Here is a 14,856-nt window from a genome sequence, read left to right as displayed (position 1 = left end):
AAGCATCGAAAAGCCGCGGTTCGCCGCGGCTTTTTCGTTTTTTGGGCTGGACGGCATCACCCAGCAGACGGAGCGAGCTTATCGCTTGCCGGCTGCGTTGTGGCCTGCAGGCGCTTTGTTCGCCGCTCGGCATACCCCCAATAGAGTTAGGACTTTTGCTTTTCAATTTTGGACCAAGGTCCCTTGCGGACGAGTGTATTTAAACCAAACTGCCTAAGTAGTGGACCATCATATTAGAGAGTCCTCATATCATAGTCCGGAATCATCCTGGCGGGAGGGCGGCTCGAAGGAGGAATTATGAAAACTCGAACCAGTCTGTTCGCAGCCGTCGCTGCTCTCGCCCTTGTCGCGTCTCCAGTCCTCGCCGGACCCGGCGGCAATGGCGGCGGAAAGGGTAACGGCGCAAGCAACGGCAACGGCGGCAACTCGGCCGCGGCCGGATCGCAGGGACACGGAGCCGCAACGTCTGCGGCGGCCAGGGATAAGTCCACTCGGGGAATTGCTCATGCAATGGCTGTCGTTTCGACGACGCCGGCCTCGCCGCAGGCCACCCTGTCCTTGCAGGCAGCCTTGGACAAGTTCCTGGCAAGAACGGCCGCGGATGATCCGGTAGAGTCTTCCGACGACACCTCCGAAATTCCCGACGCTGCCGAATAGAATTGCAAATCCGTCCGCTGCGCGGTGGCGCACGTACCATCGAGATTCTTGCCCAGCTGGCGGGCTCCTTCATCTGTTCGGCCGATGCCCCGGATCAAGGAAAAGCCGACATTTGAGCCAGATCCTAAGGGATCCCTGGACGGTCCTGCCCCTACAGACTGATCCAGAGAGCACCACCGGCTTCGGCCGGTGGTGCGTTTTTGCGTGGGCGCTCAACTGGCGTTGGTGGCCATGTGCATCTCCTGCCAGAAAAGTTGGCTGACCGTAGTGCAAATTACAATACAAGCGATGTTCCTGATCGAGCGCGCGCCGGCATCGACCGCCATGCCCTGTGCATCGACTATCTGGCGCCCGCGCCTTTGCGAAAATCCGACGGCGACATGCCGGCCAGCTTGCGGAATGACTTGTTGAAGGCGCTGAGAGAGCCGAAGCCGGAGTCCATGGCGACGCGCAGCACGTTGGCGTCCTGGTGCATCAGCAGCGCCTGGGCGTAGCTGAGCCGCAACAAATTGACATACTCGTTGAGCGTCATGCCGGTCGACTTCTTGAAAACGCTCATGGCGTATTTGGGATGGATGTCGGCCGCCGCCGCGATGTCGACGCAGTCGATGTCGTAGAGGAAATTCTCGGCGATGAAGTCGCACATGCGCCCGACATTGCGCAGCGATTGCTGGTCGAAGGGGCTGCCTGCTTCCTGCTCGATCGGCGTTTCGGGTACCAGCCGGTAGGGTTCGAAGCGCACCCGCTCCAGCCGCAGCAAGAGTTCGTTGACGGCGTGCTCGGCCTTGCCCGCATCGCCCGAGCGGACGTAGCGGTTCCAGCGCTCGAAATTGTCGCTGTCGGACCGGTCGGTGGCATTGGTCACCAATGTCGCGCCGGTCATCAGCCGGTTGCGGACGTCGGCGGGCAGGTGCAGCCGGAAGAAGTGCACCAGCGGCAGATGCGCGCCGGCATAGACGGCATCGTCCGACGCATCGTCCATCTGGTGCGGCAGGCCGCCCCAGAACAGGCACATGTCGCCGGCCGAAAGCGCGATCTCGTGCTCGTCCATGCGGTAGTGCACGGCGCCGCGGACGATGAAATTCACCTCGACCTGGGCATGCCAATGCGGCTTCAGCATCACCAGGGGCTGGGTGTGAAACATCTGCAGCAGCAGCGGCAGACCCTCCACGCTGCTGGCGCCGGGCTGGTAAAACGGCCTTTCCGGCATCTTACTTTCCGCCCATTCTTTATTCCCTTTGTCGCGGACAAGCCTTCGCCAGCGCCTAGTCTAGCCATGCTCGCGAAGAGAGAGCAAATGAAATGGGAGGATTTCAATGCGCATCACACTGACCTGCGCCGCGTTCGCGCTTGCCCTGGGCTCAGCCCCGGCCTTTGCGCAATCCGGCGAAATCACGATCTGGAGCTGGAACGTCGCCGCTTCGTCGCTGAAGGCCACCATAGAAGGTTTTAACAAGCAGTTCCCTGACATCAAGGTCACGGTCCAGGATCTCGGCAACCAGCCGACCTATGACAAGTCGATTGCCGGCTGCGCCGCCGGCGGAGAGGGGCTGCCGGACATCGTGACGATCGAGAACGGTGAGGCCGAGAACTACTGGAGCCAGTTCCCGGACTGCTTCGTCGACCTCCATACGCTCGGCTATACCGCCGAAGACCAGGCAAAATTCCCCGATTTCAAGCGCACCGAGCTCGAAGTGGAAGACAAGGCCTATGCGATGCCGTGGGATTCCGGCCCGGTAGCGATGTACTATCGCCGCGACTTCTATGAGAAGGCCGGCGTCGACCCGACCTCGATCAAGACCTGGGACGATTTCATTGCCGCCGGCAAGAAGATCCAGGAGGCCAATCCCGGCGTGACCATGACCAACGCCGATTTCAACGGCGACTCCGAATTCTTCCGCATGATCGCCAACGAACAGGGCTGCGCCTATTTCGCCGCCGACGGGCAGTCGATCACCGTCAACCAGCCGGGCTGCGTGGCGTCGATGACCAAGATCAAGGAGATGAAGGACGCCGGCATCATCACCTCGGCCGATTGGGGCACCAAGATCACCAACAACACCGCCGACAAGGTCGCCAGCCAGATGTATGGCGGCTGGTACGAGGGCACCATACGCACCGAGTCGCCCGACGGCAGCGGCAAATGGGGCGTCTACCTGATGCCGAGCCTCACCGCCGACGGCCCGCGCGCCGCCAATCTCGGCGGTTCCTCGCTCGCCATCACCTCGGTGTCGAACAACAAGGAAGCCGCCTACGCCTACCTGAAATATTCGCTCGCGACCAATGAGGGCCAGATAGCGATGCTGAAGGGTTTTGGCCTGGTGCCGTCGCTGATCTCGGCGCTCGACGACCCCTATGTCTCCGAAGGCCAGCCCTATTGGGGCGGCCAGGCGGTGTGGAAGGACATTCTTGGCACCTTGCCGAAAGTCGTCCCCAGCCGCGGCACGCCGTTCCAGAGCGACGCGGAAATCATCGTCCGCGCAGTGCAGACCAAATATCTCGGCGGCGGCTACCCCGACGCCAAGGCGGCGCTCGACGATGCCGCAAGCCAGATCGCCTCGGCGACCGGCCTGCCGGTCGAAGAGTGATCTGAACGCGACCCCCTTCTCCCCTCGCGAAGCGAGGTCGGATGAGGGGTGTTCCAGGGAACACCAACGTCTCATTCCGTCCAGCACCCCTCATCCGTCTTGGCGCTGCGCGCCAATCCACCTTCTCCCACAAGGGGAGAAGGCAAGGCAGGCCGGTAAACCTAGAAACGGGAAGCGAAGGAGGCAACGATGCGCTATCAGAACGCCACGGCGTACCGCTTCCTGGCGCCCTATCTGCTGATCTTCTCGATCTTCTGGCTGTGGCCGATCATCAACTCCTTCCTGATCTCCTTCCAGGCGACGCGCACCGTGCCGTGGCGGTTCGCGCCGACCTTCAACTGGGGCCGGCTGATCGGCGACCCGGCATTCTTCAACGCCTTGAAGAACACTTTGCTCATCCTCGTCATCCAGGTGCCGGTGATGATCACTTTGGCGATCGTCATGGCGGTGCTGCTCAATTCGCCGCTGCTCAAGGCCCGTGGCCTGTTCCGCTTCGCCTTTTTCGCCCCGGTCGTGGTCGGCGAAGTCGCCTATTCGGCGGTGTTCCGGCTGATGTTCAATCTCGACTACGGCATCATCAACAAGCTGCTGAACAGCGTCGGCCTGCCGCGTATCGACTGGTTTTCCAACGTCACCCCGGCGATGGCGGTGATCATGATCGCGGTGACCTGGCGCTGGGCCGGCTACAACGCCATCATCCTGCTCGCCGGCTTGCAGTCCATCCCCCAGGATGTCTATGAGGCGGCGACGCTGGACCGCGTCAGCAAGCTCAAGCAGTTCTTCTACATCACCCTGCCGCTGCTCAAGCCGATCATCGTGTTCTGCGCCGTGCTGTCGATCATCGGCACCATGCAGCTGTTCACCGAACCGTTCCTGATCACCGAGCGCGGCGGGCCGGGCGGCGGCACCGAAACGCTCGGGCTGCTGCTTTACCGCCAGGGTTTCAGGTCGCTCAATTTCGGCTACGCCTCGGCCATCGCCTACACCATGGCCGGGCTGGCGATCGCCATCTCGCTGGTGCAACTGTGGCTGACGAGGGAGCCGAAATGAGCTCACGTTCCGCTTCGAGCCGTTCCTCCTCCAGCCGCTCCTCCTCCAGATTGGGACGCAGCATCGCGCTGCATCTCTTCCTGACGCCGCTGGCGCTGATCTGGCTGTTTCCGCTGTGGATGATGGTGATCTTCTCGACCATGCCCGACAGGGGCATTTTCAGCCCCAGCATCGAGCTTTTGCCGCATGGCAGCTTCCTCGACAACGTCAACAACCTGCAGCGCGACACCAATTTCATCGGCGCCATCGGCATCTCCGTCTCGGTGGCGGTGACCTATACATTCCTGTCGGTGCTGCTCACCTCGATGGCCGGCTGGGCGCTGGCGCGCTACCAGTTCTTCGGCAAGGGCGTCGTCGTCGCGATCATCCTCGGCACCATCACGCTGCCCTATGCTGTCGTGCTGATCCCGCAATTCATCATGGTGGCGCGCGACTTCAAGCTCGCCAACACCTGGGTGGCGCTGATCGTGCCGCCGCTGTTCAATTCGCTCGGCGTGCTGTTCATGCGGCAGAGCTTCTCGATGATGCCGGGCGATCTGTTCGACGCCGCACGCGTCGAGGGGGTCAAGGAATGGCGGATCTTCCTGTTCGTAGCGCTGCCGCTGGCGCGGCCGATGCTGGCGGCGCTCGCCATCATCCTGTTCCTTGCCTCCTGGAACAATTATCTTTGGCCGCTGCTGATCAATTCCAAGCCCGGCGCGATGACGGCGCCGGTGGCGCTCGGCACGCTGATCGGCCTCACCAAAGTGTCGTGGGGCGGCATCATGGCGGGCGCCGTGATGCTCACCGTGCCGATGCTCGTCGTGTTCGTGCTCTTGCAGCGCCATTTCGTCGCCGGCATTGCCGCCGGCGCCATCAAATAGGATCAGCATGGCAGCGGTCACACTCAAAAATGTCGTCAAGCGCTTCGGCGTCTTCGAGATCGTTCACGGCGCGAACATCGACGTCGAGGACGGCGAATTCGTCGTCTTCGTCGGCCCCTCCGGCTGCGGCAAGTCCACGCTGCTCAGGATGATCGCGGGGCTCGAGGACATCAGCGGCGGCGAGATCGCCATCGGCGGCAAGCTAGTGAACGATGTCGAGCCGGCGGACCGCGGCATCGCCATGGTGTTCCAGTCCTACGCGCTCTATCCGCATATGAGCGTCGAGCAGAATCTGAGCTTCGGGCTGAGAATGAACGGCAACCCGAAAGCTGACACCGAGCGGCGGGTGAAGCGGGCCGCCGAGATCCTGCGCATCGCCGAGCTGATGAAGCGGCGCCCGCGGCAATTGTCGGGCGGCCAGCGCCAGCGCGTCGCCATCGGCCGCGCCATCGTGCGCGAGCCGCAAGTGTTCCTGTTCGACGAGCCGCTGAGCAATCTCGACGCCGAGCTCAGGGTGCAGATGCGGGTCGAGATCTCGCGCCTGCACAAGGAGCTCGGCGTCACCATGATCTATGTGACACACGACCAGACCGAAGCGATGACGCTGGCCGACAGGATTGTCGTGCTCAACGCCGGCAATATCGAGCAGATCGGCGCGCCGCTCGATCTCTATGACGACCCCGCCAACCGCTTCGTCGCCGGTTTCGTCGGCTCGCCGAAGATGAATTTTCTGGCGGCACAAGTGGTCGGCAACGACGGCAATGCAACGCTCCTCGAACTCGCCAACCATGGCGGCGCTCGGCTGCAGAAACCGCTGTCGGGCGCCCCGCCTGCGGTCGGCGCCGAGGTCGTGCTCGGTGTGCGGCCGGAGCATTTCTTCGAGGCCGGCGAAGGCGATTGCGACATCGCCGTCAAGGCCGATGTCGCCGAGCACCTCGGATCGGTGAGCTACGTCTATGCCAATGCCGGACCAGAGGAACTGATCATCGAGCGCGAGGCATCGCGGCAGCGGGCGACTGGCGACCACATGGTGGTGTCGATCAAGGCCGGCCGGTCGCTCCTCTTCGACAAGTCAGGTGCTCGCATTCGCTAGTGCCGAAAAGCATGCCCTCGGGCGTGAACCGCGCAGCGGTTTGGGACAACGCCATGCACACCAAGACACGCAATTTTTCTTTCACCAACTCGCGACGCCGAGGCGACCCCAAGGAGATCCAGGAATGACGTCCGAACCACAAAAAATCCGCTGGGGCATTCTCGGGCCCGGCACCATCGCCAAGGCCTTTGCCGGCGGCGTCGCCCATTCGCGCACCGGCACATTGGTCGCCATTGGTGCGCGCAATCCCGGCAAATCGGGCCTTAATGAAAACTTCCCCGGTGCCCGCATCCTCGACGGCTACGAGGCTCTGCTCACCGATCCGGACGTCGACGCAGTCTACATTTCGACGCCGCATCCCAGCCACGCCGAATGGGCGATCAGGGCGGCCGAGGCCGGAAAACATGTGCTTTGCGAAAAGCCGATGGGGCTCACCGCTTTCGAGGCCGACGCGATGATCCATGCAGCGCGCAGGGCCGGCACCTTTCTCGGCGAGGCCTTCATGTACCGGCTGCATCCGCAGACGGCAAAGCTGGTCGACCTCGTCAGGTCCGGCGCGATCGGCGAGGTGCGCATGGTGAAATCGAGCTTCGGCTTCGCCATGCCTGGCTTCATGCCGGAGCACCGGCTTTATGCCAACGATCTCGCCGGCGGCGGCATTCTCGACGTCGGCGGCTACCCCGTTTCGATGGCGCGGCTGATTGCCGGGGCCGCATCGGGAAAGCCTTTCGCCGAGCCGGACAAGGTCGCGGGTGCGGCGCATCTCGGCCAGTCCGGCGTCGACGAATGGGCTTCGGCGCTGCTGCATTTTCCCAACGGCATCGTCGCCGAAGTCTCCTGCGGGATCTCGCTCGCCCAGGACAATGTCCTGCGCATCCTTGGTACCAAAGGCCGCATTGAGGTCGCGGATTTCTGGTATGCGAGCGGCAGGGAAGGCGGCACCGGCAAGATCCGCATCATCCGTTCAGGCGGTGAGGAGGTGGTCGAGGTCAGGGAAGACCGCTGGCTCTACGCTTTCGAGGTCGACGCCGCCGGCGAGGCGATCCTGGCCGGAAAGCAGGAGTTTGCCTGGCCGGGCATGGGCTGGGCCGACAGTCTCGGCAATCTGCGTGTGCTCGACAAATGGCGCGCCGCCATCGGGCTCGAATACGAGATCGAAAAACCCGAAAAACGCGTCGACACCATTTCTGGCCGGCGGCTGCGCTCCGGCGGCACCATCATTGCGAAGCGCGAAATTCCGGGCCTGCCGCGGCCGGCCTCGTGCCTGGCGCTCGGCTTCGAGGATTTTCGCACCTTCTCCTCCGGCATGATCCTGCTCGATGCCTATTTCGAAGCCGGCGGCAACGTCTTCGACACCGCCTTCATCTACGGCAGCGGCTACACCGAAACGCTGCTCGGCCAATGGCTGAAAAACCGCGGCGTGCGTGAGCAAGCGGTAGTCATCGGCAAGGGCGCGCACACCCCGCTCTGCTATCCCGATGTGATCGGCAAGCAGCTCACCCAGTCGCTCGACCGGCTGCAGACCGATCATGTCGACGTCTATTTCATGCACCGCGACGATCCCGACGTGCCGGTCGAGGAATTCGTCGATGCGATGGACCGGGAGGTCAGGGCTGGCCGCATCCGCGGTCCGTTCGGCGGCTCGAACTGGACGAGGGAACGCATGGACGAGGCGATTGCCTATGCCGAGCGGACCGGCAAGCAGAAGCCTGGCGCGCTTTCGAACAATTTTTCGCTGGCCGAGATGCTGGTGCCGATCTGGCCGGGTTGCGTCACCTCGTCCAGCGACGAATGGAAGGCCTGGCTGACCGCCCGGCAGATGCCCAATTTCGCCTGGTCGAGCCAGGGAAGGGGTTTCTTCACCGGCCGCGCCGGGCGCGACCAGCGTGACAATGAAGAGCTGGTCCGGGTCTGGTACTCGGAGAAAAATTTCGGCCGTCGCGACCGGGCGATCGAGCTCGCCAACAGGCTGGGCAAGAGCCCGATCCATGTCGCGCTCGCCTACGTCCTGGCCCAGCCGTTCCCGTCCGTCCCGCTGATCGGACCACGCACGCTCGACGAACTGGAGGACAGCCTGCAGGCGCTCGACATTGCGCTTTCGCCCGACGACATTGCGTGGCTGGATGGCGGATCGGATCAGCATCGACGCACGGGCTGAGGGGGGCATCGCTGCCCTTTCCTTCTCCCCTTGTGGGAGAAGGTGGATCGGCGCGCAGCGCCGAGACGGATGAGGGGTGCTGGACGGAGTGCGTCAGTGCCAAGCTGGAGCACCCCTCATCCGTCGCCTTCGGCGACACCTTCTCCCACAAGGGGAGAAGGGGAAGCGCGTCCTGTAACTCTCCGACTTGCGATCGAACGGCGACCACGGCTCTAATCATCGGGATCGTTTGCACCGCGACTACGGTGTAGTTTAAATTAGCTTTTCTATTTCTTGAAAAGCTTGTTTCTTTCCTACATACTTCGCAAACTGCCGGCGCAAACATGGTAGAGGTCGAGTTCCACGAACGGCAGGGATGAGTCATGACCGAAGCAGACGGCCAAGGACGGCCGACCTCGGGCGACGAAGCCGATGGACGCGATCATGTCAGGCGCATCCCCGACATCATTTCGCTGGTGAAGGACTCTTACGGTGAATTGCGCCCGGCGGAGCGGCGCGTCGCCGATGTCGTGCTCGACGACGTCAAATTCGCGGTCGAGGCCTCCAATGCCGTGCTCGCCCAGCGCGCCCAGGTCAGCGAACCCACGGTGACCCGGTTCTGCCGCGCCATCGGTTGCGAGGGGGTGCGCGATTTCAAGCTGAAGCTGGCGCAGAGCCTGGTCGTCGGCGCGCTCTATCTGAGCAAGCTGCCGCCAGTGAGCGGCGACAATGGCATGCCGTTCTGGAATGCCGTATTCGGCGAGGCACGCCGGGCGCTGCAGGAAGCCGAACGGCAGCTTGATCCGGCGCAGCTGGTGAAGGCCGCCGAGCTCATCGCCAAGGCGCGCCAGGTCACGGTGTTCGGCCTCGGCGGCAGCTCGTCGGCGCTGGCGCAGGAAACCCAGTACCGGCTGTTCCGCTACGGCATCACCGTCGTCGCCCAATGCGACCCCTATCTGATGCGGATGACCGCCTCGACCCTGAAGCCCGGCGACCTGGTGATCGCCATTTCGGCGACCGGACGCACCCGCGAAGTGATCGAGGCCGTCGAGCTGGCCAAGCATTACCGCGCCAATGCGATCGGCGTGACCGCGCCCGACACCGAGCTTGCCCGCGCCTGCGACGTCAGGCTGACGGTGGCGGTGCCCGAATATCCCGACACGCTGAAGCCGACCGCCTCGCGCTTCGCCTTTCTGGCCGCGATCGACCTGATGGCGGTGGCGGCCGCCTACAAGCTCGACGGCTCGGCCCGCGAAACCGTCCGCCGCATCAAATACAACGCCCAGATCCACAGGACGGGCAAGGAGATGGAGCCGCTGGGAGATTGAGGCCTGGTTAAGGGGCGTTTGCGCTGCCCCTCACCCTTGCCCTCTCCCCGTGAAAAACGGGGAGAGGGGGTCGCCAGCGCTGGAGCTTGTCCCTTCTCCCCGTTGTTCACGGGGAGAAGGTGCCGGCAGGCGGATGAGGGGCAGCGCCGAGTCCGACAATTGACGACCCAATCCGGATTCGCCGACTCGAAGGAGAAAAAAATGCTCGACATGGCACCCTCAAAACAGGCGGCCAGTTGGCTTTCCTCTCTCTCCCGCGCCCTCGAGGCGGGCGACGCCGCGGCCGCGACCGATCTGTTCGTCGAGGATTGCTACTGGCGTGACCTGCTGACCTTCACCTGGAACATCAAGACGATGGAAGGCCGCGCGGCGATCCGCGACATGCTGGATGCCACTCTGGCGGCGACCAAGCCGACCGCCTGGCAGCTCACTGGCGAGGCAAGCTCGCACGAAGGCATGATAGAGGCCTGGTTCAGCTTCGAGATGTCGTCGGCCTGGGGCCAAGGCATCATGCGCCTGCAGGACGGCAGATGCCGGACGCTGTTCACGGCGATGAGCGACCTCACGGGTTTTGAGGAGCGCAAGGGACCGGCGCGGCCGCTGGGTGTCCGCCACAAGGCCGACCCGGACCGCGAGACCTGGGCCGAGGCGAGGGCGCGCGAGGGGCGTGATCTTGGTGCCATTGAGCAGCCCTATTGCCTGGTCATCGGCGGCGGCCAGGGCGGCATCATGCTGGGCGCGCGGCTGCGGCAACTCGGCGTGCCGGCCATCGTCATCGAGAAGAATGCGCAGGCCGGCGATTCCTGGCGCAACCGCTATCGCTCGCTCGTGCTGCACGATCCGGTCTGGTACGACCATCTGCCCTACATCCCGTTTCCGGAAAACTGGCCGGTGTTCACGCCCAAGGACAAGATGGGCGACTGGCTGGAAATGTACACGCGCGTCATGGAGCTCAATTACTGGACCTCCACAGAATGCATCAGCGCGTCCTACGACGAAGCCAAAAAAATCTGGACGGTCGAGGTCGACCGCGCCGGCGAGCGCATCACGCTGATGCCAAAGCACATCGTCTTCGCAACCGGCGCCTATGGCCCGCCGCGGCAGATCGACCTGCCGGGCGCCGCTGCGTTCCAGGGCGAGATCCTGCATTCCAGCCAGTATTTTAGCGGCGAGAAATTCCGCGGCAGGCGCGTCGCGGTCATTGGCGCGGCAAGCTCGGGGCACGATGTCGCCGTCGACCTCTGGGAGAGCGGCGCTGCGGTGACCATGATCCAGCGCTCGCCGACGACGGTGGTGAAGTCAGACACGCTGATGGAGGTCGGCTTCGAGATCTTTTCGGAAAAGGCGCTGGCCCGCGGCATCACCACCGAGAAGGCCGACATGATCGTCGCCTCGACGCCGTTCGCGCTGCTGCCGCAAACCCAGCGGGCGCTGTACGACATCATCAAGGCGCGCGACGCGGCCTTCTACGACCGCTTGCGCGGCGCCGGATTCGCCATCGATTTCGGCGACGACGAGACGGGGCTGCTGATGAAGGCCTACCGCACCGGCTCGGGTTACTATATCGACGTCGGCGCGTCCGATCTGATCATCGACGGCGCGATCGGCATCCGCAGCGGTGTCGAGATCAAGTCGCTGACGCCGACCGGAATCCTGTTCGACGACGGCAGCGAATTGGCGGCCGATGCGATTATCTCCTGCACCGGCTATCAGTCGATGAACGAAACCGTGGCGGCGATCGTCTCGCGCGACGTCGCCGACGAGGTCGGGCCGTGCTGGGGGATTGGCTCGGGCGTGAAAGGCGACCCGGGACCATGGCAAGGCGAATTGCGCAACATGTGGAAGCCGACGGCGCAGGAAGCGCTATGGTTCCACGGCGGCAATCTGGCGCTCTCGCGTTTTTACTCGAAATATGTGGCGCTGCAGATCAAGGCGCGGATGGAAGGCGTGGCGACACCGGTTTATGGGTAGCAGCGCTCTTCTCCTTCTCCCCTTGTGGGAGAAGGTGGATTGGCGCGCAGCGCCAAGACGAATGAGGGGTGTTGGACGGAGTGAGGCGTTGGTGTTCTCTGGAGCACCCCTCATCCGACCGAGCTTCGCTCGGCCACCTTCTCCCACAAGGGGAGAAGGAAGAGCCGCCCAGCCTTCACCCACGCCCGAAATGCCGGCTCACCACATCGACATGTGTCTCATGCGCATGCGCTTCGAAGCACTCGGTGTCACCAAAATCGTTAGCCGCCTCGTTCGGCCACCAGGTGCCGCCGACCACGATGCCGTCCGAGACCAGTCTCTGCTCGGCGGTCAGCGAGGCACCGACCGCGTCGACAAAGGTAAAACGGCCCGGACGCAGCCGCAGCACCGCGATGTCGCCGACGGCACCGACCTTAAGCGTGCCAAGCTCGGGCCTTGCGATCGCCTCGGCCGGCCGTTGTGTCGCCGCGCGCAGCACCTCGACCAGCGGCATGCCGAGCGCCATCAATTTCGACATGCAGACCAGAATGTCGAAGGCGGGGCCGTCGACGCAGTAGAGATGCACGTCGCTGCTGATCACGTCAGGCGCCAGCCCTTCGCTGAGCATCGCCCTGGCAACCGAGAAATCGAACGAGCCCATGCCGTGGCCGATGTCGAAGATGACGCCGCGCTCGCGCGCCAGCCGCATGTCGGGCCGGACCGCGCCCGAGGCGAAGACCGGCGCGTTGGGAAACGGCCGGAAGCAGTGGGTGAGGATGTCGCCCTTGCGCAGCCGCGGCAGCACTTCCGAACGGCCTGGCGGCGGCTCGTCGATATGCGCCATCAGCGGCAGGCCGGCCTGGTCGGCAGCCTCGAGCGCCAGATCGACCGGCGCGATGCCGCTGCTGCCGCCGGCATGGCGACCCGAGCGTACTTTTACGCCGACGACCACGTCTGCGTGCTCGCGCACCGCCGCCACCGTCTCGCGCGGTTCGCAGAGCCGCAGATCACTGCACTCGCCAACCGAAACGGTCTGCGAGAAGCCGAAAATGCCGGCAAAGGAAATGTTGACATAGGCCAGGATGCGGAGCTTCGAGCGCTCGATGACGTGGCGGCGAAAGCCGAGGAGGTTGCCGGCGCCAGCGCTTCCGGCGTCGATGAAGGTTGTGGTGCCGCTTTTTGCAGCGAGGCGGTCGGCATCGACGCCAAGCGAGGTGCCGCCCCAATAGACGTGGCTGTGCAGGTCGATGAGGCCGGGCGCGACGATGGACCCCGTCGCATCGATGACGCGCGCGGCGCGCTCGAAGGGAATGTCGGGATCGATCGCGGTGATGCGGCCGTTGGCGATGGCCAGATCGCGTTGCGCATCGAGGCCGGATGCCGGATCGATGAGGCGGCCGCCCTTCAGCAGGAGATCAAATTGCATCGGCGTCCGGCTCCTGTCTGTTCTCGTTCAACCGGCCTGTCCGCGCAATTCTCATACAGGCCATGTCAGAAAGCAACATTTTTTCGGACTTCATGTTGCTTTATTACAGGAGCGTCGCAAGCGTAAGCGTAGCGCCAAAAATTGCCGATCTCCCCCCTTGAGGGGGAGATGCCCGGCAGGGCAGAGGGGGGTGCTGTCCCGCCAGCGTTTCTGGGCCGCGCCAACGCGGGCAGCACTCACCGGTCGATCCGCGTCGACAGGATGATCGACGACGATGTCCGCTCGACCCCGTCCATCGCGCCGATCTCATCGAGAAGCGTGTCGAGGTTCTTGATCGACGGCGCGTCGACGACGACGATCATGTCGAAATTGCCGCTCACCGAATGCAGCGTCCGCACCGGCGGCAGCGCCTGCAGGCTGCGCACCACCTTGTCGGCAAGCTTGGGCGTGACGGTGAGCAGGACATGCGCCCGCACCAGTCCCTGTTCGTAGTCGGGTGAAAGTCGGACGCCATAGCCGGTGATGATGCCGCGCTGTTCCAGCCGCTCGATCCGGCTCTGCACCGTCGTCCGCGACACGCCGAGCCGCCGCGCCAGTTCGGCCGTCGAGGCGCGCGCATTCGCGCGCAGCAGGGAGAGCAGGGCCTGTTCCGCGTTGCTAAGCACTTTCGACGAACCTCATCGGCATACTGTCCAATTTGGCACTTCGTTTTGAACAGTTCAACACTTTCCTTTCGACAGGCAAGCTGCGAATTCTGTCCGCTCTGTGAAAGGCAAGGCGAGGGGACTGTCATGAAGGACATCATAATTGTCGGCGCCGGCAAGATCGGCTCGACCATCGCCGAGATGCTGGCTTCCACCGGCGACTATCACATAACCCTCGTCGACCGCTTGGCCGCACAGCTCGGCGCGGCCGAACTGCCTGAAACGGTCGAGACGCTGGAACTCGACATCGAAGCCGCCGGCACGCTCGAAGCGGCCCTGGCCGGCAAGTTCGCGGTGCTCAGCGCCGCGCCCTTCCACCTGACCACGCGCATCGCCGAGGCGGCGGCCAGCGCCGGTGTGCATTATCTCGACCTGACCGAGGACGTCGTCGCGACCCGGCGCGTCAGGCAATTGGCGCGTACCGCCGACAGCGCCTTCATCCCGCAATGCGGGCTGGCGCCGGGCTTCATCTCGATCGTCGCCAATGATCTCGCCAGCCGCTTCGACACGCTGGAGAGCGTGCGCATGCGGGTCGGCGCACTGCCGCAATACCCGTCGAATGCGCTGAACTACAATCTGACCTGGAGCACGGACGGCGTCATCAACGAATATTGCGAGCCTTGCGAGGCGATCGTCGAAGGCGAACTGATCGAGGTACCGCCGCTGGAGGAGCGCGAGGAATTCTCGCTCGACGGCGTCACCTACGAGGCGTTCAACACCTCGGGCGGGCTCGGCACGCTGGCCGAAACCCTGAAGGGCAAGGTGCGCACGCTGAACTATCGTACCATCCGCTACCCCGGCCACGCCGCGATCATGAAGGCGTTGCTCAACGATCTCGGCCTGCGCCACCGCCGCGACCTGCTGAAAGACATTTTTGAGAGCGCCCTGCCGGCGACGCTGCAGGACGTGGTCATCGTCTTCGTCACCGTCAGGGGGCGCCCGCCCGCCCCCCCGCGGCAGGGCAACAAAACCCACAAAAAAAAAAACAACCCCCGCCGCCGCCACGAGCGCCCCCCCCACCAACAAACAACCCCCACCCCCCACACCGCCGGGGGGGGCA

The 14,856-nt window shown here is 63.9% G+C and carries 12 protein-coding genes; 9 read left to right on the top strand and 3 right to left on the bottom strand.

Translation table 11 applies throughout. From position 1 onward, the window contains the following. The first annotated feature begins 510 nt into the window (after positions 1 to 510). Positions 511 to 657, top strand: a complete 147-nt coding sequence (locus AC0L3O_RS11915) for a hypothetical protein (protein WP_287256380.1) — start codon at positions 511 to 513, stop codon at positions 655 to 657. A 340-nt stretch (positions 658 to 997) separates the two neighbouring features. Here the strand turns inward: AC0L3O_RS11915 and AC0L3O_RS11910 are convergent, their stop codons facing one another. Further along, on the bottom strand, positions 998 to 1,867 hold the full coding sequence (locus tag AC0L3O_RS11910; RefSeq protein WP_473530389.1) for a helix-turn-helix domain-containing protein: 870 nt from the start codon (positions 1,865 to 1,867) through the stop codon (positions 998 to 1,000). A gap of 106 nt (positions 1,868 to 1,973) precedes the next feature. Between AC0L3O_RS11910 and AC0L3O_RS11905 the strand changes: the two genes are divergently transcribed. The 7 genes from AC0L3O_RS11905 (at position 1,974) to AC0L3O_RS11875 (ending at position 11,687) form a co-directional block, all read left to right on the top strand. Beyond that, on the top strand, positions 1,974 to 3,245 hold the full coding sequence (locus AC0L3O_RS11905; protein ID WP_287377750.1) for an ABC transporter substrate-binding protein: 1,272 nt from the start codon (positions 1,974 to 1,976) through the stop codon (positions 3,243 to 3,245). 189 nt (positions 3,246 to 3,434) lie between these two features. Then, positions 3,435 to 4,295 carry a carbohydrate ABC transporter permease gene (locus AC0L3O_RS11900; protein ID WP_023802709.1) on the top strand — a complete coding sequence of 287 codons (861 nt, stop codon included), beginning with the start codon at positions 3,435 to 3,437 and terminating at the stop codon, positions 4,293 to 4,295. Further along, complete coding sequence (locus AC0L3O_RS11895) at positions 4,292 to 5,158, top strand: carbohydrate ABC transporter permease (RefSeq protein ID WP_023802708.1); 867 nt, start codon at positions 4,292 to 4,294, stop codon at positions 5,156 to 5,158. The genes AC0L3O_RS11900 and AC0L3O_RS11895 overlap by 4 nt, the downstream gene beginning before the upstream one ends. 7 nt (positions 5,159 to 5,165) lie before the next feature. Further along, complete coding sequence (locus AC0L3O_RS11890) at positions 5,166 to 6,251, top strand: ABC transporter ATP-binding protein (RefSeq protein ID WP_473615654.1); 1,086 nt, start codon at positions 5,166 to 5,168, stop codon at positions 6,249 to 6,251. Between the two features lie 124 nt (positions 6,252 to 6,375). Further along, a complete protein-coding gene (locus AC0L3O_RS11885) occupies positions 6,376 to 8,409 on the top strand; it encodes an aldo/keto reductase (protein WP_473615653.1) in 2,034 nt (677 codons plus the stop codon). Positions 8,410 to 8,771: 362 nt separating this feature from the next. Continuing rightward, positions 8,772 to 9,716 carry a MurR/RpiR family transcriptional regulator gene (locus AC0L3O_RS11880; RefSeq protein WP_473530393.1) on the top strand — a complete coding sequence of 315 codons (945 nt, stop codon included), beginning with the start codon at positions 8,772 to 8,774 and terminating at the stop codon, positions 9,714 to 9,716. A gap of 201 nt (positions 9,717 to 9,917) precedes the next feature. Then, positions 9,918 to 11,687, top strand: coding sequence for a flavin-containing monooxygenase (locus AC0L3O_RS11875; RefSeq protein WP_473615652.1), 1,770 nt, complete (start codon positions 9,918 to 9,920; stop codon positions 11,685 to 11,687). A 175-nt stretch (positions 11,688 to 11,862) separates the two neighbouring features. On the opposite strand, the gene AC0L3O_RS11870 is transcribed toward AC0L3O_RS11875, so the two are convergent. Beyond that, on the bottom strand, positions 11,863 to 13,092 hold the full coding sequence (locus tag AC0L3O_RS11870) for an amidohydrolase/deacetylase family metallohydrolase (protein WP_473530395.1): 1,230 nt from the start codon (positions 13,090 to 13,092) through the stop codon (positions 11,863 to 11,865). 236 nt (positions 13,093 to 13,328) lie between these two features. Beyond that, positions 13,329 to 13,757, bottom strand: coding sequence for an Lrp/AsnC family transcriptional regulator (locus AC0L3O_RS11865; protein ID WP_473615650.1), 429 nt, complete (start codon positions 13,755 to 13,757; stop codon positions 13,329 to 13,331). A 126-nt stretch (positions 13,758 to 13,883) separates the two neighbouring features. Here AC0L3O_RS11865 and AC0L3O_RS11860 point away from each other — a divergent pair. Further along, positions 13,884 to 14,856 (top strand): saccharopine dehydrogenase family protein (locus AC0L3O_RS11860; RefSeq protein ID WP_473615649.1); only part of this gene is annotated, 973 nt, incomplete at its 3' end.

The sequence above is a fragment of the Mesorhizobium sp. WSM4810 genome, assembly GCF_055811235.1.
Note: the sequence above shows the minus strand (reverse complement) of the source record. Positions and strands in the feature narration are given on the sequence as shown.

Excerpts from the sequence above, each read along its gene's own strand:
- AC0L3O_RS11915 (WP_287256380.1), top strand. The coding sequence starts at position 511 with ATGGCTGTCGTTTCGACGACGCCGGCCTCGCCGCAGGCCACCCTGTCC.
- AC0L3O_RS11910 (WP_473530389.1), bottom strand. The coding sequence starts at position 1,867 with ATGCCGGAAAGGCCGTTTTACCAGCCCGGCGCCAGCAGCGTGGAGGGT.
- AC0L3O_RS11905 (WP_287377750.1), top strand. The coding sequence starts at position 1,974 with ATGCGCATCACACTGACCTGCGCCGCGTTCGCGCTTGCCCTGGGCTCA.
- AC0L3O_RS11900 (WP_023802709.1), top strand. The coding sequence starts at position 3,435 with ATGCGCTATCAGAACGCCACGGCGTACCGCTTCCTGGCGCCCTATCTG.
- AC0L3O_RS11895 (WP_023802708.1), top strand. The coding sequence starts at position 4,292 with ATGAGCTCACGTTCCGCTTCGAGCCGTTCCTCCTCCAGCCGCTCCTCC.
- AC0L3O_RS11890 (WP_473615654.1), top strand. The coding sequence starts at position 5,166 with ATGGCAGCGGTCACACTCAAAAATGTCGTCAAGCGCTTCGGCGTCTTC.
- AC0L3O_RS11885 (WP_473615653.1), top strand. The coding sequence starts at position 6,376 with ATGACGTCCGAACCACAAAAAATCCGCTGGGGCATTCTCGGGCCCGGC.
- AC0L3O_RS11880 (WP_473530393.1), top strand. The coding sequence starts at position 8,772 with ATGACCGAAGCAGACGGCCAAGGACGGCCGACCTCGGGCGACGAAGCC.
- AC0L3O_RS11875 (WP_473615652.1), top strand. The coding sequence starts at position 9,918 with ATGCTCGACATGGCACCCTCAAAACAGGCGGCCAGTTGGCTTTCCTCT.
- AC0L3O_RS11870 (WP_473530395.1), bottom strand. The coding sequence starts at position 13,092 with ATGCAATTTGATCTCCTGCTGAAGGGCGGCCGCCTCATCGATCCGGCA.